29 protein-coding genes are annotated in these 25,876 nt (G+C 50.3%); 2 read left to right on the top strand and 27 right to left on the bottom strand.

Annotation, left to right across the window (positions count from 1 at the left end):
• Positions 1-10: 10 nt before the first annotated feature.
• The 8 genes from soxX to QUE66_RS04960 all read right to left on the bottom strand — a co-directional run bounded on the left by soxX (position 11) and on the right by QUE66_RS04960 (position 5,721).
• A complete protein-coding gene (gene soxX, locus QUE66_RS04925; RefSeq protein ID WP_458574799.1) occupies positions 11-619 on the bottom strand; it encodes a sulfur oxidation c-type cytochrome SoxX in 609 nt (202 codons plus the stop codon).
• A gap of 15 nt (positions 620-634) precedes the next feature.
• Complete coding sequence (soxA, locus tag QUE66_RS04930; RefSeq protein ID WP_458574816.1) at positions 635-1,498, bottom strand: sulfur oxidation c-type cytochrome SoxA; 864 nt, start codon at positions 1,496-1,498, stop codon at positions 635-637.
• Between the two features lie 45 nt (positions 1,499-1,543).
• Positions 1,544-1,852 carry a thiosulfate oxidation carrier complex protein SoxZ gene (gene soxZ, locus QUE66_RS04935; protein ID WP_286222979.1) on the bottom strand — a complete coding sequence of 103 codons (309 nt, stop codon included), beginning with the start codon at positions 1,850-1,852 and terminating at the stop codon, positions 1,544-1,546.
• A 52-nt stretch (positions 1,853-1,904) separates the two neighbouring features.
• Entirely contained in the window at positions 1,905-2,357 is a 453-nt protein-coding gene (soxY, locus tag QUE66_RS04940) for a thiosulfate oxidation carrier protein SoxY (protein WP_108508443.1), read from the bottom strand.
• Positions 2,358-2,467: 110 nt separating this feature from the next.
• Positions 2,468-2,794: a c-type cytochrome gene (locus QUE66_RS04945; RefSeq protein ID WP_286222980.1), complete on the bottom strand. Its 327-nt coding sequence runs from the start codon at positions 2,792-2,794 to the stop codon at positions 2,468-2,470.
• Between the two features lie 31 nt (positions 2,795-2,825).
• Positions 2,826-3,920: a c-type cytochrome gene (locus QUE66_RS04950; protein ID WP_286222981.1), complete on the bottom strand. Its 1,095-nt coding sequence runs from the start codon at positions 3,918-3,920 to the stop codon at positions 2,826-2,828.
• A 7-nt stretch (positions 3,921-3,927) separates the two neighbouring features.
• Entirely contained in the window at positions 3,928-5,301 is a 1,374-nt protein-coding gene (gene soxC, locus QUE66_RS04955) for a sulfite dehydrogenase (RefSeq protein WP_286222982.1), read from the bottom strand.
• Between the two features lie 45 nt (positions 5,302-5,346).
• The gene (locus QUE66_RS04960; protein WP_286222983.1) at positions 5,347-5,721 is read right to left on the bottom strand and encodes an ArsR/SmtB family transcription factor; all 375 of its coding nucleotides are present in this window, start codon (positions 5,719-5,721) and stop codon (positions 5,347-5,349) included.
• A 154-nt stretch (positions 5,722-5,875) separates the two neighbouring features.
• On the opposite strand from QUE66_RS04960, the gene modB reads away from it, so the two are divergent.
• Positions 5,876-6,526, top strand: coding sequence for a molybdate ABC transporter permease subunit (gene modB / locus QUE66_RS04965; RefSeq protein WP_286222984.1), 651 nt, complete (start codon positions 5,876-5,878; stop codon positions 6,524-6,526).
• Positions 6,483-7,631: an ABC transporter ATP-binding protein gene (locus QUE66_RS04970; RefSeq protein ID WP_286222985.1), complete on the top strand. Its 1,149-nt coding sequence runs from the start codon at positions 6,483-6,485 to the stop codon at positions 7,629-7,631. Before modB ends, QUE66_RS04970 begins: the two co-directional genes overlap by 44 nt.
• On the opposite strand, the gene QUE66_RS04975 is transcribed toward QUE66_RS04970, so the two are convergent.
• The 19 genes from QUE66_RS04975 to QUE66_RS05065 form a co-directional block, all read right to left on the bottom strand.
• Positions 7,632-8,837 (bottom strand): O-succinylhomoserine sulfhydrylase, encoded by a 1,206-nt coding sequence (locus tag QUE66_RS04975; protein WP_286222986.1) that lies wholly within the window; start codon positions 8,835-8,837, stop codon positions 7,632-7,634.
• Positions 8,838-8,907: 70 nt separating this feature from the next.
• Complete coding sequence (gene purF, locus QUE66_RS04980) at positions 8,908-10,446, bottom strand: amidophosphoribosyltransferase (RefSeq protein ID WP_286222987.1); 1,539 nt, start codon at positions 10,444-10,446, stop codon at positions 8,908-8,910.
• 2 nt (positions 10,447-10,448) lie between these two features.
• Positions 10,449-11,000, bottom strand: a complete 552-nt coding sequence (locus tag QUE66_RS04985) for a CvpA family protein (RefSeq protein WP_286222988.1) — start codon at positions 10,998-11,000, stop codon at positions 10,449-10,451.
• A gap of 2 nt (positions 11,001-11,002) precedes the next feature.
• Positions 11,003-11,767: an SPOR domain-containing protein gene (locus QUE66_RS04990; protein WP_286222989.1), complete on the bottom strand. Its 765-nt coding sequence runs from the start codon at positions 11,765-11,767 to the stop codon at positions 11,003-11,005.
• 3 nt (positions 11,768-11,770) lie between these two features.
• Positions 11,771-13,075: a bifunctional tetrahydrofolate synthase/dihydrofolate synthase gene (folC, locus tag QUE66_RS04995; RefSeq protein WP_286222990.1), complete on the bottom strand. Its 1,305-nt coding sequence runs from the start codon at positions 13,073-13,075 to the stop codon at positions 11,771-11,773.
• Between the two features lie 3 nt (positions 13,076-13,078).
• A complete protein-coding gene (gene accD / locus QUE66_RS05000; RefSeq protein ID WP_286222991.1) occupies positions 13,079-13,981 on the bottom strand; it encodes an acetyl-CoA carboxylase, carboxyltransferase subunit beta in 903 nt (300 codons plus the stop codon).
• Positions 13,982-14,000: 19 nt separating this feature from the next.
• Complete coding sequence (trpA, locus tag QUE66_RS05005; RefSeq protein WP_286222992.1) at positions 14,001-14,801, bottom strand: tryptophan synthase subunit alpha; 801 nt, start codon at positions 14,799-14,801, stop codon at positions 14,001-14,003.
• Between the two features lie 3 nt (positions 14,802-14,804).
• The gene (gene trpB, locus QUE66_RS05010; protein ID WP_286222993.1) at positions 14,805-15,998 is read right to left on the bottom strand and encodes a tryptophan synthase subunit beta; all 1,194 of its coding nucleotides are present in this window, start codon (positions 15,996-15,998) and stop codon (positions 14,805-14,807) included.
• Between the two features lie 31 nt (positions 15,999-16,029).
• Entirely contained in the window at positions 16,030-16,713 is a 684-nt protein-coding gene (locus QUE66_RS05015; protein WP_286222994.1) for a phosphoribosylanthranilate isomerase, read from the bottom strand.
• A 2-nt stretch (positions 16,714-16,715) separates the two neighbouring features.
• Positions 16,716-17,537 carry a tRNA pseudouridine(38-40) synthase TruA gene (gene truA, locus QUE66_RS05020; protein ID WP_458574887.1) on the bottom strand — a complete coding sequence of 274 codons (822 nt, stop codon included), beginning with the start codon at positions 17,535-17,537 and terminating at the stop codon, positions 16,716-16,718.
• Between the two features lie 3 nt (positions 17,538-17,540).
• A complete protein-coding gene (locus tag QUE66_RS05025) occupies positions 17,541-18,914 on the bottom strand; it encodes a FimV/HubP family polar landmark protein (protein WP_286222996.1) in 1,374 nt (457 codons plus the stop codon).
• 10 nt (positions 18,915-18,924) lie between these two features.
• Positions 18,925-20,088: an aspartate-semialdehyde dehydrogenase gene (gene asd / locus QUE66_RS05030; RefSeq protein WP_286222997.1), complete on the bottom strand. Its 1,164-nt coding sequence runs from the start codon at positions 20,086-20,088 to the stop codon at positions 18,925-18,927.
• A 24-nt stretch (positions 20,089-20,112) separates the two neighbouring features.
• Positions 20,113-21,183: a 3-isopropylmalate dehydrogenase gene (gene leuB, locus QUE66_RS05035; protein ID WP_286222998.1), complete on the bottom strand. Its 1,071-nt coding sequence runs from the start codon at positions 21,181-21,183 to the stop codon at positions 20,113-20,115.
• A gap of 53 nt (positions 21,184-21,236) precedes the next feature.
• Complete coding sequence (leuD, locus tag QUE66_RS05040; protein ID WP_286222999.1) at positions 21,237-21,884, bottom strand: 3-isopropylmalate dehydratase small subunit; 648 nt, start codon at positions 21,882-21,884, stop codon at positions 21,237-21,239.
• A gap of 2 nt (positions 21,885-21,886) precedes the next feature.
• Positions 21,887-22,099, bottom strand: a complete 213-nt coding sequence (locus tag QUE66_RS05045; protein ID WP_286223000.1) for a hypothetical protein — start codon at positions 22,097-22,099, stop codon at positions 21,887-21,889.
• A gap of 19 nt (positions 22,100-22,118) precedes the next feature.
• On the bottom strand, positions 22,119-23,528 hold the full coding sequence (leuC, locus tag QUE66_RS05050; protein ID WP_286224736.1) for a 3-isopropylmalate dehydratase large subunit: 1,410 nt from the start codon (positions 23,526-23,528) through the stop codon (positions 22,119-22,121).
• 31 nt (positions 23,529-23,559) lie between these two features.
• Entirely contained in the window at positions 23,560-24,873 is a 1,314-nt protein-coding gene (gene gltA / locus QUE66_RS05055) for a citrate synthase (RefSeq protein ID WP_286223001.1), read from the bottom strand.
• A 30-nt stretch (positions 24,874-24,903) separates the two neighbouring features.
• Positions 24,904-25,161: a succinate dehydrogenase assembly factor 2 gene (locus QUE66_RS05060; protein ID WP_286223002.1), complete on the bottom strand. Its 258-nt coding sequence runs from the start codon at positions 25,159-25,161 to the stop codon at positions 24,904-24,906.
• On the bottom strand, positions 25,158-25,862 hold the full coding sequence (locus tag QUE66_RS05065; RefSeq protein ID WP_286223003.1) for a succinate dehydrogenase iron-sulfur subunit: 705 nt from the start codon (positions 25,860-25,862) through the stop codon (positions 25,158-25,160). The genes QUE66_RS05060 and QUE66_RS05065 overlap by 4 nt, the downstream gene beginning before the upstream one ends.
• Positions 25,863-25,876: the final 14 nt, after the last annotated feature.

The raw sequence follows: 25,876 nt of genomic DNA on the forward strand, positions 1-25,876 counted from the left end.
TGAAATTGGTTTACTGATTAACGGGGGAGTTCGGATCTAATAACAAGGCCATCACGTCTTGCATTTGTTTCTCGGTCAACAAATTGAAGTGACCAAAGCGCGGCATATTGCTGCACACGTTATAAGCCTTGGAGTTATAGATTCGATTCCAGGTATAGGTCACAACTTCTTTGCTGTAACCGCGTAGCTTGCCGTAGTTCCAGAGGCTTGGGCCGATGTTTCCGTAGGAAAGTTCTGCTTTATTAATTTGATGACAGTTATAGCAACCACCACCATTCACCGCATCCGCTTTATCACTCCAGGTCGCGCCGCGACCACTCTGCGCAACTCGCTCACCGGCCTTCCAGTCGCCGATGTATTTGCCATCAGCGGGTTGCTTAATACTTGCCATATTGGCCTTCTGAATCGACTCAGCCTGCTTAGGGTTGCCCTTGCCTGCCAATACTGCAGGATCAGAGCAATACTTTTGTGCTGCGTCTTGCTTGAGACGATCAATCGAGGCAATGCCTTTCGTTTGAAAACTATCCTTCATCATCTTGTCAAACTTTGCATCGGCGAAGGCAGACCCCATGGGTAACGCCAATAATGTTGCTGCTGTAATTAGATATTTATTCTTCATGTTGTTCTCCAGCGATTAGCGTTTCAAACCAGGAGCGGCCATCTTGCCGCCATTTGCCGTGACGGCCATATACATCGATACCGCAATCGTGTCATCGGATATATAGATCGGCTCTGGGAAACGTTGCTGACGATAACAATCGTTCAAACGGTATTGCATGGTCCAGAAGGTACCGCTTGATACGCGATACGCTGGCCAAGCACCCCAACCGAGCGCGGCGCCCTTTTGTTGGGTTAAATCAGGCAAATCTTGCAAGCGAATCCGCTTACCAGGATCAGCATGGCAGGAAGCGCATGAGAAATCCATCGGACCGGCTTGATAGAAGAATGACTTCTTACCAAGCTCGTACATTTCTTTCTCTTTGGGGTGCTTCATGGAAACATTAATGGTTGCACCTTTGGAGTTAGCAACCACATAAGCCACAATCGCCTCAACGTCTTTGCGCTTACCTTTTCCAAAACTACCGGCAATGATTTCTTTTGCATCAAAACCTTGTAGGCGTTCCATGCAGGTCACAATGCGTGACTCAAGGTCTTGGACTTTATTGGTATCTTTGAAGTACTTGGGTAACACGGCATAAACGCCTTTCACCACACCAGGTCCCAAACCAAGATCACACTTTTCTAGAGTGGCATTCTTGGGGCCCATGGCTTTCTTCCAAAGCTCTTCGCCAGCCATTTCATACAAATCAGAGGGATTACCATCAGCAATCATTGCACGGTACTTCTCAATCTCAGCCGTTGGTGCGCCAGCCGGTGCGGCTGCTTGAGGCGCCGGAGCAGGAGCCGCCGCTTTCTTAGGTGGCTCAGGTGTAGTACATGCTTGCAGAACAAATAGCGATGACACAATAAGCGCCCCGCGAGTCCAGTGTTGTCTCATGATATCCCTCTTCTTGTTATTAATCAGTGAACTACAAACGATCAATTACGAAACGGTTGCCTCATCGGTGCGCTTACCACCTTTGTTATCAACCCAGCTAACGGTGACTTTGTCGCCTTTGGCGCCTTTGTACTTGAAATTCAAGAATGGGTCTTTGGATACTGCTGGGCCAAATTCGCCCACAAAGACATCTTTACCATTGGCTTTGGCAGTTACGGTGCTAATAAACCATGCTGGAATCGCCTTGCCAGACGCATCTTTGCGCTGACCAGTTTCCATATCATGTTTCATTAGGATTTTGACATCCACCACACCGCCGCTCTCAGTTGCTCGTACGCGCATCGGATCTGACATTTTGCTTCCTCTCTAATTCGTTAAATAAGTAATCGACTATTCGGCTTAATCATTAACCGCCGCAACCACCGAGGGTTACTTTCACTTCTTTCACGGCCACACTCCACTTGTTATCGGCTTTTACTAAAGCGTAGACATTGGAGGTTTGACCCATCTTGATACGAGTTGTAACAAATGGCTCGGTACCGGCTGGAATGAAGAACTGAGCAGCAAGCGCGCTGGGGTTCTTATCCACCAAAATTGCCATTTGCTGGGCCTTGAGGGTGGTGTTAATGCCAACAGGAACCACGGCGCCGTTCTCGGCAATATCGGGTGCGATCATGGTAATTGCTGCCGAGGTCTCTGGCTTACCAGCACCTAGCACTTTGAACACATCATCCAAAGTTTTACCTTCAAAGGCGGCTTTGTTCCACTCTTGCGCCTGTGCGGGAGTAATCAAACCGGCTGAAGCCATCAAACCAAAGATGGCTGAGTATTTCAGTACATCACGTCGTTGCATATCCATAAAAACTCCTTGTTATCAACTGCTACTCATTCGTTGTTGCTTACCTAAAACTATAAAGCCGATGGGGTGTTACCTTCGTTAGTAATAACCCCTAATTTCTGACGAAATGCTTATTTTGCTCCACTCAAGATCCACTGCACGATCGCTTTGTTATCAGCATCCGATAACTGCGCTTGAGCAGGCATTGGAATTGGACCCCAAACACCTGATCCTCCGGCCTTGACCTTCTTCTCTAACTTCGCTTGGGCGTCGGCTTGACCTTTGTATTTATTAGCAATATCTGCCAATGAGGGGCCAACCATTTTGGCAGCTGGAGCATGGCATGCGGCGCAGCCATTCTTTTTAAAGAGCTCTCCTGGGGAGGCATAGACCGCACCTGCGAATAGAGCCGCCGAACTAAGCACTGCCATTTTTCCAACTAAATTACGAACTTTCATATTGTTCCTTTATTTCAAGTGTTAACTAATCTTATTTGCCGCCGTTTAACATCCACTGCACCAAAGTCTTATTGTCGGCATCCGAGAGTTGTGGTTGAGCGGGCATTGGAATTGCACCCCAGACTCCCGCACCACCCGCCTTCACCTTCTTCTCAAGTATCGCTTGCGCATTCGCAACGCCTTTGTACTTATTGGCAACATCCGCAATCGATGGGCCTACTAATTTCGCTGCAGGTGCGTGGCAAGCCGAGCAATTTTCTTTCTTGAATAAATCCGCAGGACCCGCCGCTTTCGGTGCCGCAGCACTTGCAGTCGATACCATCATCATGCCGGCCGCTGGCAAAGCAGATAAAGGTGGTTTGGTGGTATCAACTCCGCGATACGGACCATACTCTCGGTTTTGCTCTGCCAGGTTATTGTGCGCATTGCGAGCATAGTCAGGTAAGACCGATCCAATCGCAACGTGTTGGGCGCAATTGCTCATACAAGCTGTATTCTTCACATCGGGTGTACCCTTCACGGTCCATAAACCGTGTTTCTGGGTCATGCCATTGCGATTAGGCATCATGCCTTGCACTTGCGCAATATTTTTGTTCGATAGTACAAAGTCATCCGGAACCACTTCACTCAAGTTGAGCATGAAAGCAACTAGCGCATAGGTCTCGTCAACCGTCAGTGTGCGCGGCGCATTCCATGGCATGGCACGATAAACATAATCCCACAAAGTTGAAATCGTGGCCACCTTCATAATCGTGGTTCGCTGCGGTTGCTTCTCACTCGTTAATGAAGCAACACGGCCGGTTTTAACATCATCCTTTGTGGTTCCACCGGCAATTGGCGTAAAGACCTCGTTGGATTCGCCGAATGTGCCATGGCAGCTCGCACATTTTTGCTCCCAAATACCCTGCCCCTTGGATACTGAGCCAGATCCAGGTGGTAAGCCCTTAAAGTCAGGGCGCACATCAATGTCCCAGGCTGCTACTTCTGCAGGGGTCGCATTACGTCCCATATTCATATAGGGTTTTGGTTTGCTTACTGCTGGAGTCGCTTGAGCAGATTGCGCATGCACAGCACCGCTTGAGAAAATAACAGTAGCAACTACCGCGCTCGCAAGAATAGGTTTCATCAAAACATTAGCCGACTTGAACATTGCTGACCTCGCCATTGGTATCAACCTTCCACGATTGAATTGCATTGTTGTGATAGATGGAGCGCGTACCACGCACGGCTCGTAATTGACGAATGGTGGGTTGCACATAACCCGTGTCATCGATCGCACGCGATTGCATGATGGTGGGCGAGCCATCCCAAACCCAATCGATGTTAAAGCGCGTAAGAGCCTTCGTTAAGATAGGGGTCTCAAGTCGTGCAGTGCGCCAATTATTGCCACCATCAAACGAGACATCCACGCGCTTGATCTTGCCACGACCAGACCACGCCAAACCACTTACGTTGTAGTAACCCTTATCAAAGAGTTGCTGACCACCTGATGGTGTAGTGATGACGGATTTGCATTCCTGAATTGAAGTGTATTGACGATGCAAGCCATCTGGCATCAAATCAATATAGTGAATTGCCTCATCCTTGGTGGCGTATTTCATATCACCCACCTCAAGACGTCGTAACCACTTCACCCAACTGACGCCCTGCACACCTGGCACGACCAAGCGGAGTGGGAAGCCATTTTCTGGGCGCAACATCTCACCATTCATGCCCCAAGCAACGATGACATCGTCCAACGCCATTTCCATGGAGATGGTGCGGGTCATACCTGAACCATCGCCACCTTCGGCCAAAATGTACTTGCCCTTCTTTAGATCGGCGCCACAGATATCGAGAAGCGTTGATAGTGGTACGCCCGTGAACTCGCAGCATGAGAGCATGCCATGGGTATATTGCACGGTTGGTACAGCCACATTGCCCCACTCTAAACCGGTGTTGGCACCGCACTCGATAAAGTGAATGCGTGATACCGATGGCAATCGTAAGAGGTCGTTCATCGTGAACACTTTTTCATTCTTCACGAGGCCATTAATCATCAAGCGATGCTTATTGGGATCAATGTTGTACCAACCCTGATGGTGGCGCTCGAAGTGCAAGCCGTTGGGCGTAATGATGCCAAACAGTCCTTGCAGTGGTGTAAACGCCACGGATGCCGCCGATACGCGGGTTAATCCCGGTGACTCGCGACGGATTAAGTTCTTTTCATAAATGGATGGGGTGCCATAGGGCTCGGTAGCCACATTCTTACCGAGAGTCGTTTGCCAAATTTGCTTCTCCAGAATCGCTGGGTCGCCCTGGGGATTAGCAAGGGCCAAGCCGCTTCCTGCAGCGCCTACACCACCAAGGGCCGCCATGAAACTCTTGCGCAGAAATCCGCGGCGGGTCTCATCAGCGCCATGTTGGTTGATTTCAGCGATTGTCTCTTGCGACAGAAAGTTCTCGGGTGCCTTCCGAATGAGATTCGGATTACCCAGAGATTGCGTGGTTTTGGTTCGTTCACTCATATTCATTAAGGATTAGATGGTTAAACAAAAATTCATCAGACTTAATCAAGACAATTCATTCATAACGCGGCCACAAACGCGTTGACAGATTTCAAGCGTGGCGTCGTCGCAGATCGAGTAATAAACCGTGGTGCCAACCTTACGACGCGCCAATATTCCAGCCTGATGGAGGGTGCCTAAATGTCGCGATACATTCGCTTGACTCGATTTCGAGAACTCAATCACCTCACTAACGGATTTTTCACCCTCGCATAATGCATACATGATGCGCAGACGGGATGGCTCAGCAAGAACCGCAAAGAACGCAGAGACCTCTTTAAAAAGGGTTTCCATTTGTTCCGGGGATAAATGTTTTTTAGACAAGCCATCCGCAAAGCCCTGGGCTACAGAGTTTTTAGTTTGAGGTAATGGACTTGACATAAATATGCGTAATTGCGCATATTACACCGAATATTTGTCTAAATAAATATACAGAGTTACCCTGATTCGATCCGACTAGAATAGAGACTTGGTAAAAATCAATACCCAGATTCATTCTAGAAACATTTTATAAGCAACTGATTTAAATAATTAATTGTTAGATACCCAAGCAATTTTCCTGTCCTTACAGTTAGCCTTTTGGACCTTGGTGGTCTTAATCCCCATTGGGATCTGGCTTGGCTATCAGTTAGCCCAAGCTGGCCCCTGGAAATCCTGGGCCGAAGCCGCACTCGCCCTACCCTTGGTCTTGCCGCCCACGGTCTTGGGTTACTACTTTATCGTGGCGTTTGCTGGCAAAAGTCTCTTTGGGGAACCCCTGGTGTTCTCATTCACTGGTCTCTTAATTGCCTCCATCATCGTCAATCTACCGTTTGCAATCCAACCCATCCAACGGGCCTACGAAGCGATCCCCACAGAGATTAAGGAAGCAGCCAAGGTCAGTGGACTTAGTACTTGGCAGCGCTTTCGCTTCATTGAGCTGCCCTTGGCCTGGCCAGGCATCCTTAGTGGTGCGGCGATGACCTTTGCCCATACCTTGGGTGAGTTTGGAGTGGTCCTTATGGTGGGGGGCGCCATTCCTGGAGAAACCAAAACTGCATCGATCGCAATTTACGACAAGGTGCAGACGTTTGATAGCGCAGGAGCCGGTGCTCTTTCTGTGATCCTGTTGTTGATCTCGCTTGTTGCCATTGCTATTTCCTATGGAGTCTTTGGTCGCAATACTGCTGGGGCGCGCCGTGCTTAAGGTTCATCTTCAGCAAACGCTTCCCAACCCCCTGTCGATTCAGCTAGAGATTGATGCCGGTGAAGTTCATGCCTTAGTGGGCCCCTCGGGCAGCGGCAAGACCAGTATCTTGCGCTCCATTGCCGGCCTTCACCATCCGGAGTTTGCTTACATTGAATGCGATCATCAGGTCTGGCTCAATCGTGATCCGGCCCGTGGGCCTATGATCATCTTGCCACCCAATCAACGCTCATGCGGATTCTTATTCCAACAATACGCTCTTTTTCCCCATCTCAGCGCCCTCGATAACGTATGTATGGCGCTTTACAACGCCATCAGCGATCCACAAAAGCGTAGGGCTGAAGCTCAGCGTTGGCTCGATGAACTCAATATTGGCGAACTTGGAGAGCGCTTACCCAAACAGTTATCGGGTGGGCAGCAACAACGTGTTGCTCTGGCGCGCGCCTTAGCACGTTCACCCAAGATGCTTTTGCTCGATGAGCCTTTCTCAGCAATCGATATACCGACTCGCCAGAAACTGTATCAAACGCTGGCTGAGCTTCGCAAGCAACTCAACATCCCCATCATCTTGGTCACGCACGATCTGCGTGAGGCCCATTTATTAGCCGACCGCATCACCGTGCTCGATCACGGCGTGGGTTTACAAACCGCAAACCCACAATCCTTATTTACTAAGCCCCGCAATGCACGTGTTGCCCAGCTCGTTGGCATCCCCAATCTCTTTCATGGGGTGTTTAATGGTGGCACTCTGTCGTGGGGTTCAAGCCCCTGGACCTTTCAAGTGATTGATAAAGGTCGCATTCCACCCAATGCTCAAGTAGCATGGGTGATTCCTCAAGAGGGGCTCAGTGTGCACATCAGCCCAGACAGCCATCGCATTCCGTGTCGCGTTAACGCCATCAGTGCTTTGGGTCAGATTGCGCTCATTGAGTTCTCGATCGATGGTTTGAATGAACTCTTAACATGGGAAGCTTCTGCTGCAGAAGTGAAGCGTTTAGGTTTGGGACGAGATGCGCAGGTGTATCTCGAGCTCGATTGCAAGCTGATTCATATCATGCCGCTGCGCCCAATTAACGACCCGCGACGTTTTGTTGGTGTTACTTAATTACTTCTTTAATCCAGCCGATAGGTCGCGCTTGAGATCGTCAATGTTCTCAAGGCCAACGGCAATCCGGACTAGACCATCAACAATGCCGGCGTCTTTACGTGCTTGCGGTGTAATACGAGCATGGGTCGTACTGGCTGGATGCGTAATCGTAGTACGCGTATCGCCAAGGTTTGCTGTGATGGAGCATAAACGTGTTTGATTAATGAGCTTATACGCCGCTTTCTTGCCACCCTTCAGAACAAATGACACAATCGGGCCACCTGCTTTTTGCTGGCGCTTTGCCAAGGCATGCTGCGGATGACTCTTTAGGCCCGGGTGATACACGCGCTCGACTCCAATTTGTTTCTCTAACCACTGCGCCAATGCTAGAGCATTCGCACTTTGCGCTTGCATTCTCAGCTCTAAGGTCTCCAGCCCTTTTAGAAACACCCAAGCATTAAACGCGGAGAGTGTGGGGCCCGCGGTACGAACAAAAGGAAATACTTTACCCATGACGAAATCACGACTACCCACAATTGCCCCGCCGACGACCCGCCCTTGCCCATCAAGATACTTGGTCGCTGAATGAATCACCACATCTGCACCGAGCGCCAAAGGCTTTTGTAAGGCCGGGGTACAAAAACAGTTATCCACTACCAATAGCGCTTTGGCTTTCTTAGCAATCTTCGCAATTCCCGCAATATCCGCAATCTCGGTTAAGGGATTGGACGGAGTCTCTAGATAAAAGAGCTTGGTATTACTTTGCACCGCTGCTTGCCATGCCTTTAGATCATTAATAGCCACATAGCTTGTCGTAATGCCAAAGCGACTCAGAATTGATGAGAACAGCTGGGTGGTTGCACCAAACACGGATTTTGAGCACACCACATGATCACCTGCTTGCAGATGCGCCATCGCCGTGGTCAAAATGGCGGCCATTCCAGAGGATGTGGCAATGCATGCCTCGCCACCTTCGAGTGCCGCGAGACGGTCCTGAAACATGCTGACCGTTGGATTGGTAAACCGTGAATAGATAAATCCTTGATCGGCATGGGCAAAGCCATGCTCTGCCTCTTCGGCTGAGTTAAAACAAAAGCTGGAGGTCAAGAACATCGCCTCCGAGTGCTCCTGATAATCGCTTGAACGACGAGTACCAGCTCGAACCGCTAGGGTCTCAGGTGCCAAGGTTTTGAGATTAGGTTTAGGCCGTATGGATTTTTTCATAACAGATCAAGTTTGACAGGTAAATGACGGGCTGTCACGCAGAGCATGCTGCAAATGCCACGACTGTTGTTTAGTCTCCGTTAGCTAGATGCAAATGCAGTTGTGAGCGCGTAAAGTCACTGGGGTCGCTCTTGCGATCCTCTTCCTTATTTGCAATATTGCGTGCTGCCTCGAGTGCATCCAAATAAGCCTCGGTGATATCGCCCGTAATGTAATGGCCATCAAAGCACGATGCCTCAAAATTTTTGATATTGGGATTAATGTCTTGAACCGCTTTTTTCATATCCTCAACGCTTTGATAAATCAGCTGATCGGCTCCGATGAGATCATTGATTTCGTCATGGGTGCGGCCATACGCGACCAGCTCACTGCGGGTTGGCATATCAATGCCGTAGACATTGGGAAAGCGCACTGGCGGTGCAGCAGATGCAAAGATCACCTTCTTGGCTCCTGACTCACGCGCCATCTGCACGATCTCATACGAGGTGGTGCCGCGCACAATCGAATCATCGACAATTAAGACGGTCTTATCCTTAAACTCAATCCGCATCGCATTTAACTTCTGACGCACAGACTTTTTGCGTACCGCTTGACCAGGCATGATGAAGGTACGACCGATGTAGCGATTCTTAAAAAATCCTTCACGATAGGAGATGCCTAAGCGTTTTGCCACTTGAAGTGCTGCAGGTCGACTGGAGTCTGGGATTGGCATCACCACATCAATCTTGCTAACGTCGGTCTCCGCCCGAATCTTCTCGGCCAAGTAGTCACCCATGCGCATGCGAACGTTGTACACGGTCACGCCATCAATGGTTGAATCGGGACGAGCCAAGTAGACATACTCAAAAATACATGGATTAAGACTAGCATTGGGTGCGCACTGCCGCGTATGAAAGTTTCCATCGAGATCAATGTAGATCGCCTCACCCGGCGCCACATCCCGCACGAAGGTGTAGCCCAATCCTTCCAGCGCAACCGACTCGGAAGCCAACATCCATTCCGGCCCATCGGGTGTATCGACCTTACCGATGCATAAAGGACGAATCCCAAAAGGATCCCGAAATGCTAACAAACCAAATCCAGCAATGAGAGACACCACTGCGTAGGATCCCTTCACCCGTTTGTTAAGGCCTGCGACGGCTTTAAAGATCGAGTCATCATCCAAGGCAGCACTGTTGGTCTCTTTTTGTAACTCATCAGCGAGGACATTGAGTAAGACCTCGGTATCGGAGCTAGTATTAATATGGCGGCGATCACGATAAGCCATTTCACTGCGTAGCATCGGGGCATTGGTTAGGTTGCCGTTGTGCGCCAAGATAATGCCAAAGGGTGCGCTGACATAAAACGGTTGCGCCTCCTCTTCACTGCTCGCCGAACCAGCAGTGGGATAGCGCACTTGGCCGATGCCTGCATTGCCAACGAGACTGCGCATATTGCGAGTGCGAAATACATCGCGCACCAAGCCATTGGCCTTATGCATCGCAAATGAATTACCGTTCATGGTGGCAATCCCGGCTGCGTCCTGGCCGCGATGTTGCAGCAGGAGCAAGGCGTCATATAAGAGTTGATTTACAGGTCGATGCGAAATCGTTCCGACAACACCACACATAGTTAGCCCCCTGCCGATCGGGAACGATCGGTCATTGAAATTGCATTTAACTGCTTTGCCCAGTTTTCAGGCAACCATGAACGGATTAGGCCCGTTCCCTGTTCAAGCACTGGCCGAATTGCAGAAGCTTGCCATGCCTGCGTCTCCTGCGCACCAGTGAGCGCCCCCAGCGTACTTAATACAACCAGTACTAAGGCGCCCCGTACAAAACCAAACAATAATCCAAAGAAACGATCAACCAAGGTAAGCCCAGCGCTCGAGAGTAAGGACTGAAAGGCGCGAGCCAATAACCCAGCGGCAATGAGGACGGCAACAAAGATGAGTAGGAAAGCAGCGGCTAAGCGCGCGGTCTCATTGGGGATAAATGCCGAGAGCCATTCGGTCGCCAAATAATTACAGAAATGATAAGCGAGCCACGCAGCAGCAAACCAAGATGCGAGCGCAATGATTTCCCGAAAAAAACCGCGCCACAAGCCAATCACTGCTGAAACTATCAAGATGCCAATCGCAAAGTAATCTAAGGTTGTTAGTTGGATGGCGCCGAGTGACTGCATGATTAACTCTTGTTCAGCTCAACGATGCGAGGGCTTAAGCCAAGGGAGCGGATTCGTTTCTCGGCCGACTCTGCCGCCTCGCGCTCAGTAAACGGGCCAGCTCTTAGCAAATAGAGCTTGACGCCCTCCGCGTTATTGCGAGTCAGAACGTAATACGGAATCTTGTTCTCTTTTAACTTAGCAACCCAACCATTGGCACGCTCCTCAGAAGCAAAGGCCCCAATCTGAATCACAAACTTGCCGTTGGCTGCTACCTTGGCATCAGCTGCGCCAGCAGGCTCTTTACTGGTGCTCACCAACTCTTCACCCGGTGCTAAACCTAAACTTTTATTTGGGGGATTCGAAGTTGCTGGGGCTGGGCTAGCTGGTTTTTGCGCTGCCACCGGAGGGCTCGCAGGGGCTGCTGGCGCAAGCTCAGGTTTTGGTTCTGCTTTCACTTCCACCGGTGGTTTTTTATCAGGTTCGGCATTGAGCACACCAGCTGCAGGATTAGGCAAGTTACTCACAATTTGCACCGTGATGTCATTAGCGACTGGTTTGGGTTGTTGATCCAAAATCTGCGGCAAGGCAATCACTGCAATCAATACCAGTGTGGCTGCACCAATCAGGCGATGGCGGGCACGTTGCTTTTCAGGGTCCTCGGTCAGCGCAAGGTCTTCTCCATTATCTTCAGCAGACTTTGCGCGCTTTGGAAGGGTGCGGCGAGCCAGGGGCTCAATTTTTTGGGGGGCAGGCTTGCGTCGAAACAGATTCGATAAGAAGGTCATGGATCAATGTGCCTGGTTATTTCGATAAGCCATTACGCCTGCAACGGTATAGAAGGATCCGAAGACTGTAATTCTATCACCCTCACCTGCTTTATCCAATGCCGCTTGATAGGCAGCTCCTGGATTTGGGAACACTAAGGCTTCTTTGTTGAAAGCCTGCAAGCGTTTTACAAGATCGTGCGCTGAGGCAGCTCTTGGCGTTGGTAAATCGGTGCAATACCAATAATCAACGATATCTAACATTGGTTTGAGTACACCTTCAATGTCTTTATCGGCCATTGCCCCGAACACGGCATAGGTGTATGGGTGATATGCCATAGCTTCAATACTTTGAGCCAAGGTCGCTGCCGCATGCGGATTATGGGCAACATCCAATACCACGGTGGGCCTGCCTGGCAGAACCTGAAAGCGTCCAGGTAACTCCACCAGCGCTAAGCCATTCCGAATATCCTGAGCGCTAACCGGTAATCGATCATGCAAGGCCATCAATGCAGCAATTACTGCTGAAGCATTGAGAAGTTGATTAACACCCCGTAATGCAGGATAGCCAAGACCACTAAAGCGCTTACCCCGTCCCGACCAACCCCATTGCTGTTGATCGCCCGTAAATGAATAATCCTTGCCCATCAGGTAGAGGTCAGCACCAATCTCCTTAGCATGATTGATCAAAGACGTGGGAGGCATCGGATCACCGCAGATTGCAATCGCCTTGGGTCGGAAGATACCTGCTTTCTCAAAAGCGATCGCCTCACGGGTATTACCTAAATAAGCCATGTGATCCAAATCAATACTGGTCACAATCGCGCAATCCGCATCGACAATATTGACCGCATCGAGTCGCCCGCCCATCCCGACCTCTAAGATCGCAGCATCAACCTTCGCATTGGCAAATAGATCCATGATTGCTAAAGTGGTGAACTCAAAATATGTGAGGGTTGGTGGATCACTCAATCGACAACGCGCCTGTTCAACTCGCTCAAAGGCGTTTAGTAAATCAGCATCACCGACATCAGCCCCATTAATTCTGGCGCGCTCGTTAAATCGCAAGAGATGGGGTGATGTATGACACGCCACTTTATATCCGGCGGCTAACAAAATGCTTTCTAGAAATGCACAAGTGGATCCTTTGCCATTCGTTCCGCCCACCGTAATCACGGGGCATGGAAACTTCAGTCCCAGCGATTCCTTGACCCGGGTAATACGGCCAAGTCCCATATCGATTCCTACTGGATGTGCAGTCTCCAAGTGGGATAACCACTCGTCTAGGTTTGAAAATAGAATTGGTTGGCTCTGCTGGGGTTCAAGCACGACTTAGCTCGAACTATTAGTTTGCAGCAATTGCTTTGGTAGCTTCTCAGCCGGGATCTTTTGCAATAAGGCGAGTAATTTTGCGAGTTCGGCACGCATCTGACGACGGTCCACAATCATGTCGATACCGCCCTTTTGCATCAGAAACTCGGAACGCTGAAATCCTTCGGGTAATTTCTCACGCACGGTTTGCTCAATCACGCGCGGACCGGCAAAGCCAATCAAGGCCTTAGGTTCAGCCATCACCACATCGCCCATGAATGCAAAACTGGCTGAGATGCCGCCCATCGTAGGATCGGTTAAAACGCTAATGTAGGGCAAGCCCGCTTGCGAGAGCTTAGTTAGCATCGAGTTTGTTTTGGCCATTTGCAGGAGTGATAACAAGCTCTCCTGCATGCGCGCTCCGCCAGTTGCAGTAATGCAAATGAAGGCGCATTTTTTCTGGATGGCCTCTTGAACACCCCGCACAAAGCGCTCACCCACTACCGAGCCCATCGAGCCACCCATGTACTCAAACTCAAAACACGCCACCACTGCAGGAATGGATTCAATCTTGCCAGCAATTACTACTAGGGCTTCGGACTCACCCGATGCATCACTGGCTTGCTTTAAACGATCTGGGTATTTTTTGCTGTCTTTGAACTTGAGAGCATCAACCGGATACACCGATTCACCAATTTCAACGCGAGGCTTAGGATCCAATAAATGATCAAGGCGTTTGCGCGCATTGATGCGCATATGGTGGGAGCACTTTGGGCAAACCGAAAGATTGGCTTCAATATCGCTGCTGTAAAGAACCGCATCGCACCCGCCACATTTGACCCATAAACCCTCGGGGACGGTCTTCCGACTGGCCGGATCGCTTTGTTGGATCTGGGGCGGAAGTATTTTGTCAATCCAGCTCATAGCGGTATTGTAACGACCTTCAATCGTGGTCTAAAGCCTGGCGGATTTCGTAGATAAAGCGCTCAAGCACCACCAACTCTTCACCCTTTTTTGCCTCTTCAAGTAATTGAACAATCCGACTACCAATCACGACTGCATCAGCTGTTTTAGAAACCGCTTTGGCACTCGCCGCATCCCGAATCCCAAACCCAACGGCAACCGGAATCGAGGTCGCTTGCCGAATCAGGGGCAATACACTCGCTACATCTTGCGTATTTAAGTTACTTGCACCGGTGACGCCACGCAGCGATACGTAATAGATGTAACCCGCTGCAATTTGTGCGGCATGATGAATACGTTCTTGACTTGAGGTGGGTGCCAACAAGAAGATTGGATCAATACTCTCACTGCGCATTTGTTTAGCAAACTCTTCGCATTCTTCAGGTGGATAATCCACAATCAATACACCATCAACGCCAGCTGCTTTAGCAGCTTTTGCAAATACCGCGTGACCCATCTGCTCAACTGGATTGGCGTAACCCATCAACACCACGGGAGTGTTTTGATTCTTTTGTCGAAACTGCTGCACATTGGCTAAGCATTGCTTGAGTGTTACGCCTTGTGCAAGGGCGCGCTCGGACGAACGCTGAATCACAGGGCCATCAGCCATTGGGTCTGAGAAAGGAACGCCCAACTCAATGACATCAGCCCCGCCCTTCACCAAGGCATGCATGACGTCCACGGTTAAATCAGGATGCGGGTCGCCCGCTGTAACAAAGGGGATCAGCCCTTTTTTATTTTTGGCCTTGAGATCTGCAAATACGCCAGCAATCTTTGACATGAATTAGCCTTCCGAACCGGTTGCTTGAGCAACGGTATGCATGTCTTTATCGCCCCGACCCGAGAGATTAATCAAGATCACTTTATCTTTACTTAAGGTCGGTGCCAATTTGCAGGCATACGCCACTGCATGAGAAGACTCAAGTGCAGGAATAATGCCCTCAATGCGGCAGCAGTCATGGAAGGCCTTTAACGCATCCTCATCCGAAATCGCCACATACTCTGCTCGACCCGAATCTTTTAACCACGCATGCTCTGGTCCAACACCGGGGTAGTCCATACCAGCGGACACTGAATGGGTCTCGGCAATCTGACCGTTCTCATCTTGCAAGAGATAGGTGCGATTGCCATGGAGTACACCCGGTTTGCCGGCGCATAGTGCCGCGGAGTGATCACCGGTACTCATGCCGCGACCTGCAGCCTCAACGCCGACCAAACGTACGTTAGGCACATCAATATACGGATAGAAGATGCCCATGGCATTTGATCCACCACCCACGCACGCTAATACATAGTCGGGCTGGCGACCAATCATCTCTGGCATTTGGACTTTGCACTCTTCTCCAATCACACTCTGAAAATCCCGCACCATCATAGGATAAGGATGAGGGCCGGCGACTGTACCAATGATGTAGAAGGTGTTTTCCACATTGGTAACCCAATCGCGCATGGCTTCATTGAGCGCATCTTTGAGCGTTTTACTACCTGACTCGACTGGCACCACTTTGGCGCCGAGCAACTTCATGCGATATACATTTTGGGCTTGGCGCGCAACATCGACAGAGCCTTGATAAACCGTGCAGTCCAGACCAAAGCGAGCACAAATGGTAGCGGTTGCCACGCCGTGTTGACCCGCACCAGTTTCGGCAATGATGCGAGGCTTACCCATGCGCTTAGCCAACATCGCTTGGCCAATCACATTGTTAATCTTATGAGCTCCGGTATGGTTCAGATCTTCGCGCTTGAGATAAATCTGCGCCCCACCCAATTGCTCACTTAGGCGTTTAGCGTGGTAGACCGGGGACGGACGACCCACAAAGTGTTTGAGTTCGTAATGAAACTCCTCAATAAATGCTGGGTCATGTTGGTATTTTGCGTAGGCTTCTTTGAGCTCGTTTAAGGCATACATCAATGTCTCAGAGACAAAGATGCCACCATAGGGGCCAAAGTGACCACGTTCATCTGGTTTGTCGTACATAGGTACCTCGACTTGGTTTAACGCCTGAGCGTTAGGAATAACTGCTTGGATTTGTTTGATCGGCGCTTCGTACTGCATCCGCAAACTGCCTGATTAATACCGGGTCTTTTACCCCTTTACGAACCTCGACTCCGCTCGAGATATCAACCGCGCAGGGGCGCAGACGAGCGATCGCCTCGCCAACGTTGTGCGAGTTCAATCCACCACTCAAAACGACCCGATGCGCGTTTACGTTTGCCCATGTGTCCGGTATTAGGTTCCAATTGAAGGCGGTACCACTACCGCCGTAGCCATCGACGAGTGCATCTAGCAAAAAGCCGGCGGCATCCCCATATTGTAGGGAAAATTCTGGGAAATTGAAGGACTGGCCAATTCGGGCGGCTTTGATCCAGGGTAGACCCCCTGAAAGCCGCCGACACTGCTCAGGGGTCTCGTCCCCATGAAATTGCCATAGAGTAATAGCAGCATTCGCCCGAATCTCCTCCATCTGATTGGGGGTGGGATTAACCACCAACCCTACAGCATCCATGGAGGCAGGTAATTGGGTAATGAGGGTGCCAGCATCTTCTGGGCTAACCGCTCTTGGGCTTTGGGGATAAAAGACAAAACCCACCGCATCGACCTGAGCCGCCACCGCCGCCTCAATATCGGTGGGTGTGCGCAAGCCACAGATCTTGATCCGGGTTCGGTTAGGGGTAAAAGTGAGTAAGCCCATCGTTAAGATTGGAGCATAAGCTCTTTTGGAAAACTGGCATTTTGCAGATGCGGTGCTGGGATGGCAAATTCGTCTGGATAGGCCACCCTTACCAAGTACAGCCCATCCGGAGCAAAGGTTGGCGCTGCTAAGTCCCGATTTCTGCCATCAAGGATGGTTTTCATCCAGTGACTGGGTTGCCGCCCTTGGCCAATATGCAAAAGACTACCAACAATATTGCGCACCATGTGATGTAAAAAGGCATTGGCCCTAATCTTGAAATACACAAAGGGTTGTTGATCCAAGATAGCGCATTCATAGAGATGCTTCACAGGGGTTTTACTCTGACACTCCGACGCCCGAAATGATGAGAAATCATGTTCACCCACTAAGTGCTGTGAAGCAGTTCGCATTTGCTTAATATCAAACCATTGACCGGCTGGCAGCATCTGGTAGCCGTAGCGCTGATGCAAGACGGGCGAGCGTGTTGGCCCAGCCAGTAAGGCATAAATATAGGTGCGCTCTTTTGCACTAAAACGTGCATCGAAATCATCGGCGACAGGCTTTGCCCAGTTCACCACCACATCGGGCGGCAAGAAAGTATTGATGCCTCTCACCCATGACCAATCCTCACGCTCCACCTTCGCATCAAAGTGCACCACTTGCCCAAGGGCATGCACCCCCGTATCGGTTCGCCCTGCCGCGGTGACTCGCACTGCTTGTCCGTCCCCAACGAACTGACAAATCGCTGATTCAAGGGTGGCTTGAACGGTCGGTTGATTGGGCTGAACTTGCCATCCGCAGTAGGCGCGGCCGTCATATTGCACGCCTAGAGCAATCCGCATCATTTAACGATCGTTGCGTTGATTAATCTGTGCCATCATGCCACGAGCGGCGATGGTAATCTGCGGATCAACCTGACTACTCACCAGCAAAATCTCCTCCAAGGCTTTGCGCGCTGCGACAAAGTCTTCAATCGTGATGTAAGCCTTCACCAAATTGAGCTTTACCCGCAAGGCATCAGCCTCATGCTGCTTAGGTGAGTCTAAATTGAGGTCAAGACTCGACAAAATAGCGGCCGCTTTGGGCGGAATCGCTGTGGGGCTCGAAGCTAGCTTGGTCTCTTTGGCATCAACGGATGATTCATGAGAATGCGATTCAGCACGGCGGGTGTAGCGGGCTAGAGACCAAAGCAGCAAAGCTGTGATACCAATGAACCCAACCCCTACTACGGCTGGTCCCCATTGATCCATACCTGACTTCGGTGTAGCAGAATCACTCGGGCTCACGCCCTCTTTGCGAGCCTCTAAGAGCTTTTGGAGGTCAGCAATATTTTTCTCAAGCTCTGCCACGCGTGCCTTGCTTTGTGCCAAGGCCTTTTCTTGGGCAACCATCTCCTCCACATAACGCCGCGTATCAGCCTCGCTACCTGCGCCTGGGCCAATGCGCAAGCGATCTTCGCCAACACCCGGTGTCGGGTTCAAGGCCTGATTCGCTACACGACTTGAGGCAGCGCTTTGACCTGATCCGCCCTCCTGTTCCAGCCATGCGCGGTTTGCCTCTTGTGCAAACTCTTTTGCTTGTGCGGGAGTAATGGAACCCAACAAGGTGGCATCGGGCTTATTGAGTTGTGCGCCAGCTTTTAGGCGATGAATACTACCCCCAATAAATGCATCGGGATTGGCTTTGTATAAAGCAAGCAAGGCTTCGTCCATATCGGCGCTACCCAATTGCGGTCTGATCTGCGAAGCGATCTCACTCAAACTTTGGCCCGGTCGCACCGTGACCTGGCTAACGTCGCCGACCATCAAGCTATAGGTCTTGGCAATACCACCGTTCGTCCATTTAAGCCCCAAAATGATGTCAACAAATGGATCCTTCCCGGTTTCAATGGGGTTTTCGGTTTGCACCACGATCAGAAATTGCTCGGGCTGATTGCGCTTGAGGGTAATGGATGGCTTGTAATCCAAAACGCGTGTAGAGATCCCCAAGCGCTCATAGTCAGCCTTGGTAACCGGATCAATCGCTAGCGACTCGAGATAGGGTCGATCCTCAATACCGGTTCGCACTGGAATCTCCGCACGCAATGGCTCCTTAGGTTTGGACAAAATAATGGGCGATCCCAAGGTCACCGCCTGCGCGGTCGGCCACATGAAAAAGATCACGATGGCCAGTACGAGCCAGTTAAAAAGGGTTTGCAGAACGCAACGCCAAGGCATCATAGATCTTGTCTTAGGTATTAAGCAGAATGCGTAGCATGCGACGCAGAGGTTCAGCGGCACCCCATAGCAACTGATCGCCGACCGTGAATGCACCGAGATACTCGGGACCCATGGCTAATTTATGCAAGCGCCCAATTGGAATCGTCATGGTGCCACTGACTGCTGCTGGCGATAGCTCACGCTCGGTGATCTCCCGCTCATTAGGAACGACTTTCACCCACTGATTATCGGCCGCCAACATCTTCTCGATCTCAGCGAGCGGAATATCTTTCTTTAACTTGACGGTTAAGCCCTGTGAGTGGCAACGCATCGCGCCAACACGCACACAAATGCCATCAATGGGAATGCTGCCTGGTGACCGAAATGGCGGATTGCCCATAATCTTGTTGCACTCGGCTCCCGCTTTCCATTCTTCTTTGGTCTGACCGTGTTCAACCGGCACATCAATCCAAGGAATCAGGCTCCCAGCTAATGCAGTGTTACGAAAGTTGGTTTTGGGGAACTCTGCCGAACGAATGGTCTGCGCTACCTTGCGATCAATATCCAAGATCCATGAGGCTGGATTAGCGAGTTCGCTGGCAACGCTATGATGCAAAGTGCCCATTTGTTCGAGAAGCTCGCGCATATTGGCAGCTCCAGCACCAGATGCTGCTTGATAGGTCATGGCACTGATCCATTCCACATGACCGCTTTTGAGAAGTCCGCCCATCGCCAGCATCATCAAGCTAACCGTGCAATTACCACCAATCCAGTTCTTACCGCCCGAGTCCAGCGCCTTATTAATCACCGGCCGATTAATGGGATCCAACACAATCACTGCGTCGTTTTCCATCCGCAATGCACTCGCTGCATCAATCCAATGCCCCTGCCAACCCGCTGCGCGCAGTTGGGGGTAGATCGCTTTGGTGTAATCACCGCCCTGACAGGTCAAAATCACATCGCAGCGAGCTAAGGCCTTTACATCATTGGCATCTTGCAAACGAGTCTCACTTTTAGTAACGCGTTGACCATTGATCAATGGCACCTCGCCACCGGCATTACTAGTGCTAAAGAAGACAGGTTCGATATGAGTAAAGTCGTTCTCGTCTTGCATGCGTTGCATCAGCACACTGCCAACCATGCCGCGCCAGCCGACCAAACCAACTACAGGATTAATTAAAGGGGTATATGCCATATTCAAGTTCTTTTAAAGAATTTATTAACTAAGAGCTGCAACCACGGCATCACCCATCTCTGAGGTAGATACACGTTTCATTCCAGCGGTATCAATATCAGCTGTACGATAGCCTTGAGCCAGAACGGTTTGTACAGCCTTCTCAATCCGCTCTGCTTCATTTGCTAAGTTAAGAGAAAAACGCAACATCATCGCTGCTGACAAAATGGTTGCCAAGGGATTGGCAATATTCTTTCCAGCAATGTCAGGGGCTGAACCATGGCTGGGCTCATACAAACCTTTATTGTTCTTATCGAGCGATGCCGAGGGCAGCATCCCAATCGAACCCGTGAGCATGGCAGCTTCATCGGAGAGAATGTCTCCAAACAAGTTACCAGTCACGATCACGTCGAAGGATTTGGGGGCTCGCACTAATTGCATGGCAGCGTTATCCACATACATGTGACTTAACTCTACATCGCTATATTCCTTGGCAATGCGGGTCATGACCTCGCGCCATAATTGCGAGGTCTCCAACACATTCGATTTATCCACACTACACACTTTGCGATTACGTTTGCGTGCCGCTGCAAATGCTACATGTGCAATACGCTCAATTTCGGGTTCGCTATAGCGCATGGTGTCAAAACCTTCGCGCGCCCCAGTAAAGAGGCCATCAGGGGAATTACGAATACCCTTGGGGGAACCAAAATAGATATCGCCGTTGAGTTCGCGCACGATCAAGATATCGAGGCCACCCACAATTTCAGGTTTTAGGCTCGAGGCGGCGGTTAACTCCTTGTAGCAAATCGCTGGACGGAAGTTTGCAAAGAGGCTTAAATGCTTACGCAAACCCAAGATCGCTTGCTCGGGTCTTAACTCGCGCGCTAGAGTATCGTATTTCCAGTCGCCCACCGCTCCAAATAAGATGGCGTCGGCTGCTTTGGCTAAATCGAGAGTGGCTGGGGGTAAGGGATGTCCCGCCACGTCATAGGCGGCCCCGCCAACTGGAGCAGTTTCCATCTCGAGAGGCAACTTGAGCGCTTCTAGAACTTTTACGGCTTGCGCAACAATTTCCGGACCAATGCCATCGCCCGGGAGAACAGCAATTTTCATGATGAACCTTTATGTAATGGCGCTAGCCCATTGAGCGCCAGGAATGCGTCAGTCTACGGGAGCTGGGTCGCAAGCCATGGCATGCGCAATATGCGTTCTGCCTCAAAAGCTTTTATTTTATCGGCATGCCGTAAGGTCAGACCAATATCGTCTAGACCGTTGAGCAAACAATACTTCCGAAATGGAGTGACCTCAAAGCGATAGCGACGCCCATCTGGGGCAATCACTTCTTGGCTCTCAAGGTCAATGGTGAGCTGATAGCCTGAGAACGCCTTGGTCTCATTAAATAGATGATCGACCTCTTGCTCCGATAAAACGACGGGTAAGAGGCCATTCTTAAAGCAGTTATTGAAGAAGATATCGGCAAAACTTGGGGCAATAATCGCCCGAAATCCGTATTGCGCTAAGGCCCATGGCGCATGCTCACGGGAGCTTCCGCAACCAAAGTTCTTACGAGCCAGCAAAATACCAGCCCCTTGGTAGCGCGGTTGATTTAGGACAAAGTCAGGATTTAGGGGGCGCTTCGAACAGTCTTGACCAGGCTCACCCTGATCCAAATAGCGCCACTCATCAAAGAGGTTCTGACCAAAACCGGTCTTCTTAATTGACTTCAGAAACTGCTTAGGAATAATCGCGTCGGTATCGACGTTCTCGCGATCCAATGGGGCAACTAGTCCCTGGTAAACCGTAAATGCATCCATGATTATTTGACCGGTGTGACTGTAACGTCTTTGTTATTGGTACTTGTGCTTGGAGTACTTGCTGGATTAGGTGCGGTCTCAGCGGGCTTCGCCTGAGGATCCATTTTCTTGCCCATCTCCTGCAAATCCTTACCAACGCCTGTCCAAGTGTTGGAGCAGGCCACTAGCGTGATCACTGATAGAAACATTAATCCAGAGCGCATCAAAGAGTTCATATTCATATTCTAGAAAAGATCAGGCAATCTTGCGCACATCCACAAAATGCCCCTCAATTGCTGCTGCGGCTGCCATGGCAGGACTCACCAAATGGGTTCGGCCACCCGCCCCCTGACGCCCCTCAAAATTACGGTTGGAGGTTGAGGCACAGCGCTCCTCAGGTTCCAGACGATCAGCATTCATGGCCAGACACATCGAGCAACCAGGCTCGCGCCACTCAAAGCCCGCGGCCTTAAAGACGCGATCAAGACCTTCGCGCTCTGCTTGTGCTTTCACCAAGCCAGAGCCGGGAACGACCAAGGCTTGCTTGACATTGACCGCTACCTTCTTACCTAAACGCTCAACTACTTTTGCGGCAGCCCGCAAGTCCTCAATACGGCTATTAGTGCATGAGCCAATGAATACTTTATCGACATAGATCGTATCAAGCGGCAAATTGGGTTCAAGCCCCATGTATTGCAGGGCACGCTCCATCGCTTGACGCTTGACAGGGTCACGCTCGCGCTCTGGATCAGGCACGCGACTACCAATCGGCAGAACCATTTCTGGGGAGGTGCCCCAACTGACTTGGGGGGCGATCTCTTCAGCCCGCAACTCAACCACGCGATCAAAATGGGCGCCAGGATCTGAATGCAAGGTGCGCCAATATTGCAAGGCTTGACGCAAAGTCTCGCCCTTGGGAGCGTAGGGTCGACCTTGAATGTACTCAATGGTAGTTTCATCGACCGCCACTAGGCCAGCACGCGCACCGGCTTCAATGGCCATATTGCAAATGGTCATGCGCCCTTCCATCGATAGCTGACGAATGGCTTCACCTGCAAACTCAATGGTGTAACCGGTACCACCTGCGGTACCAATCTTGCCAATCACAGCCAAGATAATGTCTTTTGCAGTGCTTCCTGGTTGCAGGCGACCCTCAACCCGCACCAACATGTTTTTGCTCTTTTTCATGAGCAAGGTTTGGGTTGCAAGCACATGCTCAACCTCGGATGTACCAATCCCAAAGGCCAATGCTCCAAATGCACCATGCGTGCTCGTATGCGAATCCCCGCACACTACGGTCATCCCAGGCAAGGTAGCGCCCTGCTCAGGGCCAATCACGTGTACGATGCCTTGCCGTTGGTCATTCATCTTGTATTGGGTAATACCAAAGCGATCGCAATTTTGATCTAAGGTATCCACTTGCAACTTCGATACCGGATCGGCAATTCCTTCGGAACGATCCGTAGTTGGGACATTGTGATCCGAGACCGCGAGGTTGGCTGACACACGCCAGACTGGGCGTGCAGCGAGACTTAGGCCCTCAAAAGCTTGCGGGCTGGTCACCTCATGAAGTAACTGTCGATCGATATAGATGGTTGCTGTGCCATCTTCCTCCGAATGAACGACGTGTTCATCCCACAACTTGTCATAAAGCGTACGCATAATTCCCTTTAAAGCAAAAGAAGCAATATAACGCTTATTTTCGCCCAGAAATGGGAGGTACGGCTCGTGGGGTTGCGCCGATGAACAACTGACGTGGACGACCAATCTTGTATTCAGGATCGGTAATCATTTCTTCCCACTGGGCAATCCAACCAACGGTTCGGGCCAGCGCAAAGATGCAGGTGAACATCTCGGTTGGGATGCCGAGTGCTCGTTGAACGATGCCGGAGTAGAAATCCACGTTTGGATAGAGTTTGCGACCTACAAAGTAATCGTCCTCAAGCGCAATCTTCTCAAGGGTCATCGCGAGCTTAAAGAGCGGATCGTTCTCCAATCCAAGCTCTTTGAGAACCTCATGACAGGTCTCACGCATGAGCTTAGCGCGCGGATCAAAGTTCTTGTAGACGCGATGGCCAAAGCCCATCAAGCGAACATTGGAGTTTTTATCTTTCACTTGGGCAATAAACTCACCAATTTTCTCGACACCACCACTTGCTTGAATATCATTCAACATTTCAAGGCAAGCTTCATTAGCACCGCCGTGGGCTGGGCCCCAAAGGCATGCAATACCGGCAGAGATGGCGGCAAATGGATTAGTCCCTGAGGATCCAGCCAAGCGAACGGTGGAGGTCGATGCATTTTGCTCATGATCTGCGTGCAAGATGAAGATGCGATCGAGCGCACGAACTAAGACCGGATTGACTTTATAAGGCTCGCATGGCGTTGCAAACATCATGCGCATGAAATTTGCCGTGTACGACAGGCTGTTATCTGGGTACATGAACGGCTGGCCAATCGAATACTTGTACGACATAGCCACTAGGGTCGGCATCTTGGCAATCAAGCGAATTTGGGCAATCTCCCGCGCCTTCGCATCACCATAATCAATCTCATCATGGTAGAAGGCCGCCATGGCACCGACCAAGCCAGTTAATACGGCCATCGGATGCGCATCGCGCCGGAATCCTCGCAAGAAGAACTGCATTTGCTCGTGCACCATAGTGTGATGCATCACCATGTCCTGAAACTCACGATTTTGCTTCTGATTCGGTAACTCACCATTAATCAAGAGTTGGCAAACTTCTAGGAAGTCACAATTCTTGGCTAGATCTTCAATCGGATAACCGCGATAGAGTAATTCGCCTTTATCCCCATCAATGAAGGTGATCTTTGAGCTACATGAGGCGGTCGATAAAAAACCAGGGTCGTAAGTGAACTTTCCAGTTTGACCATAGAGCTTACGAATATCAATCACATCGGGACCTTGGGTACCCTTATAGATTGGCAGCTCGATGTCGGGCGTACCGTCTGAGAAAGAAAGTTTGGCTTTGATGTTCGATTCAATCATGGTTTATTCCCAATCAGTCAATGCAATTCATTATCGTTGACGCAACATACCCAATACCGCTCGAGCAGGCTCAGAATCCATCGCTGGATTTAACTCTTTGCGAGCCAACAACAAATCCAGCAAATCATTGTCATCCAATTCCAAGAGCGTGGATAACGCCCTGCCCTGCTCATCATTTAGTTCATGAGCGTATCGATGAAAGAAACGCTCCAGAATTAAATCGTTTTCCAACAATCCGCGTCGCGCTGCACTGCGAAGCTGATAAATCTTCTTAGCGTCAAGGCTCATACTGCCCGACGCACCATCAATTCTTTAATCTTGCCAATCGCTTTAGTTGGGTTGAGATGCTTTGGACAAACTTCAACGCAGTTCATGATGGTATGGCAACGGAACAAGCGATACGGATCTTCCAAATTATCTAAGCGCTCAGCGGTTGCTTGATCACGGCTATCGGCAATAAATCGATAGGCTTGAAGCAGGCCTGCCGGACCAACAAACTTATCGGGATTCCACCAAAACGATGGGCATGAGGTTGAGCACGACGCACACAGAATACACTCATACAAACCATCGAGCTCCTCACGCTCTGCTGGACTTTGCAAACGCTCTTTCTCGGGTGGCGGCATGTCGTTAATCAAGTAAGGCTTGATCGAGAGGTATTGCTTAAAGAACAAAGTCATGTCGACGATCAGATCGCGAACCACCGGTAGTCCTGGTAATGGACGCAAAGTAATCTTCTGCGGTAAGGAACGCATATTGGTCAGACATGCAAGGCCATTCTTACCATTGATGTTCATCGCATCGGAGCCACACACGCCCTCACGACAGGAACGACGATAAGAAATACTTTCATCTTGTTTCTTCAGCGAGATCAGGGCATCTAAGAGCATACGCTCACCCTTGAGCTCTAACTCATAGCGTTGCATCCGAGGAGCTTTATCAACGTCTGGATCGTAGCGATAAATTTCAAAGATACGGGTATCACTCATAGTCTTTATCCAAG

The sequence above is a fragment of the Polynucleobacter sp. HIN6 genome (assembly GCF_030297575.1).
Lineage (GTDB): Bacteria > Pseudomonadota > Gammaproteobacteria > Burkholderiales > Burkholderiaceae > Polynucleobacter.

What these genes read in the sequence shown, in the direction of transcription:
- soxX (WP_458574799.1), bottom strand. Translation starts at nt 619, where the DNA reads ATGAAGAATAAATATCTAATTACAGCAGCAACATTATTGGCGTTACCC.
- soxA (WP_458574816.1), bottom strand. Translation starts at nt 1,498, where the DNA reads ATGAGACAACACTGGACTCGCGGGGCGCTTATTGTGTCATCGCTATTT.
- soxZ (WP_286222979.1), bottom strand. Translation starts at nt 1,852, where the DNA reads ATGTCAGATCCGATGCGCGTACGAGCAACTGAGAGCGGCGGTGTGGTG.
- soxY (WP_108508443.1), bottom strand. Translation starts at nt 2,357, where the DNA reads ATGGATATGCAACGACGTGATGTACTGAAATACTCAGCCATCTTTGGT.
- QUE66_RS04945 (WP_286222980.1), bottom strand. Translation starts at nt 2,794, where the DNA reads ATGAAAGTTCGTAATTTAGTTGGAAAAATGGCAGTGCTTAGTTCGGCG.
- QUE66_RS04950 (WP_286222981.1), bottom strand. Translation starts at nt 3,920, where the DNA reads ATGAAACCTATTCTTGCGAGCGCGGTAGTTGCTACTGTTATTTTCTCA.
- soxC (WP_286222982.1), bottom strand. Translation starts at nt 5,301, where the DNA reads ATGAGTGAACGAACCAAAACCACGCAATCTCTGGGTAATCCGAATCTC.
- QUE66_RS04960 (WP_286222983.1), bottom strand. Translation starts at nt 5,721, where the DNA reads ATGTCAAGTCCATTACCTCAAACTAAAAACTCTGTAGCCCAGGGCTTT.
- QUE66_RS04970 (WP_286222985.1), top strand. Translation starts at nt 6,483, where the DNA reads ATGGAGTCTTTGGTCGCAATACTGCTGGGGCGCGCCGTGCTTAAGGTT.
- QUE66_RS04975 (WP_286222986.1), bottom strand. Translation starts at nt 8,837, where the DNA reads ATGAAAAAATCCATACGGCCTAAACCTAATCTCAAAACCTTGGCACCT.
- purF (WP_286222987.1), bottom strand. Translation starts at nt 10,446, where the DNA reads ATGTGTGGTGTTGTCGGAACGATTTCGCATCGACCTGTAAATCAACTC.
- QUE66_RS04985 (WP_286222988.1), bottom strand. Translation starts at nt 11,000, where the DNA reads ATGCAGTCACTCGGCGCCATCCAACTAACAACCTTAGATTACTTTGCG.
- QUE66_RS04990 (WP_286222989.1), bottom strand. Translation starts at nt 11,767, where the DNA reads ATGACCTTCTTATCGAATCTGTTTCGACGCAAGCCTGCCCCCCAAAAA.
- accD (WP_286222991.1), bottom strand. Translation starts at nt 13,981, where the DNA reads ATGAGCTGGATTGACAAAATACTTCCGCCCCAGATCCAACAAAGCGAT.
- trpA (WP_286222992.1), bottom strand. Translation starts at nt 14,801, where the DNA reads ATGTCAAAGATTGCTGGCGTATTTGCAGATCTCAAGGCCAAAAATAAA.
- trpB (WP_286222993.1), bottom strand. Translation starts at nt 15,998, where the DNA reads ATGTACGACAAACCAGATGAACGTGGTCACTTTGGCCCCTATGGTGGC.
- QUE66_RS05015 (WP_286222994.1), bottom strand. Translation starts at nt 16,713, where the DNA reads ATGGGCTTACTCACTTTTACCCCTAACCGAACCCGGATCAAGATCTGT.
- truA (WP_458574887.1), bottom strand. Translation starts at nt 17,537, where the DNA reads ATGCGGATTGCTCTAGGCGTGCAATATGACGGCCGCGCCTACTGCGGA.
- QUE66_RS05025 (WP_286222996.1), bottom strand. Translation starts at nt 18,914, where the DNA reads ATGATGCCTTGGCGTTGCGTTCTGCAAACCCTTTTTAACTGGCTCGTA.
- asd (WP_286222997.1), bottom strand. Translation starts at nt 20,088, where the DNA reads ATGGCATATACCCCTTTAATTAATCCTGTAGTTGGTTTGGTCGGCTGG.
- leuB (WP_286222998.1), bottom strand. Translation starts at nt 21,183, where the DNA reads ATGAAAATTGCTGTTCTCCCGGGCGATGGCATTGGTCCGGAAATTGTT.
- leuD (WP_286222999.1), bottom strand. Translation starts at nt 21,884, where the DNA reads ATGGATGCATTTACGGTTTACCAGGGACTAGTTGCCCCATTGGATCGC.
- QUE66_RS05045 (WP_286223000.1), bottom strand. Translation starts at nt 22,099, where the DNA reads ATGAACTCTTTGATGCGCTCTGGATTAATGTTTCTATCAGTGATCACG.
- gltA (WP_286223001.1), bottom strand. Translation starts at nt 24,873, where the DNA reads ATGATTGAATCGAACATCAAAGCCAAACTTTCTTTCTCAGACGGTACG.
- QUE66_RS05060 (WP_286223002.1), bottom strand. Translation starts at nt 25,161, where the DNA reads ATGAGCCTTGACGCTAAGAAGATTTATCAGCTTCGCAGTGCAGCGCGA.
- QUE66_RS05065 (WP_286223003.1), bottom strand. Translation starts at nt 25,862, where the DNA reads ATGAGTGATACCCGTATCTTTGAAATTTATCGCTACGATCCAGACGTT.